This window comes from Paraburkholderia sp. RL17-373-BIF-A, from assembly GCF_046030175.1.
Lineage (GTDB): Bacteria > Pseudomonadota > Gammaproteobacteria > Burkholderiales > Burkholderiaceae > Paraburkholderia.
On the sequence record NZ_JARESO010000546.1, the window covers coordinates 1 to 246 of the forward strand.

Sequence of the window (246 nt, forward strand, 5' to 3'; positions counted from 1 at the left end):
GTCGGCCGCCCAAATCGGAAAACAGCAATCAAGCAAAGGAGATTCAAACCACCGATTGCTCAGGCATCAAGCAGTGATGGCAAGATAGGTCAGACCGTGGTCGATCAAACCCGACGCAACCAACGCACGATTGCAGTGCGCCCAACTGATTGGGACTCGACCAGCGGATTCCATCAGGGACAGGCAGGCATGCGCCTGACATTGAAGTCCGGATGCATGGCTGCAATCTATGCCTTCAAACCATCA

The 246-nt window shown here is 54.1% G+C and carries 1 protein-coding gene; it reads left to right on the forward strand.

Annotated features, from left to right (window positions below; translation table 11 throughout):
- The coding region (locus P0D80_RS51700) for a hypothetical protein (RefSeq protein WP_408296819.1) at positions 1 to 246 on the forward strand (246 nt) is incomplete at both ends.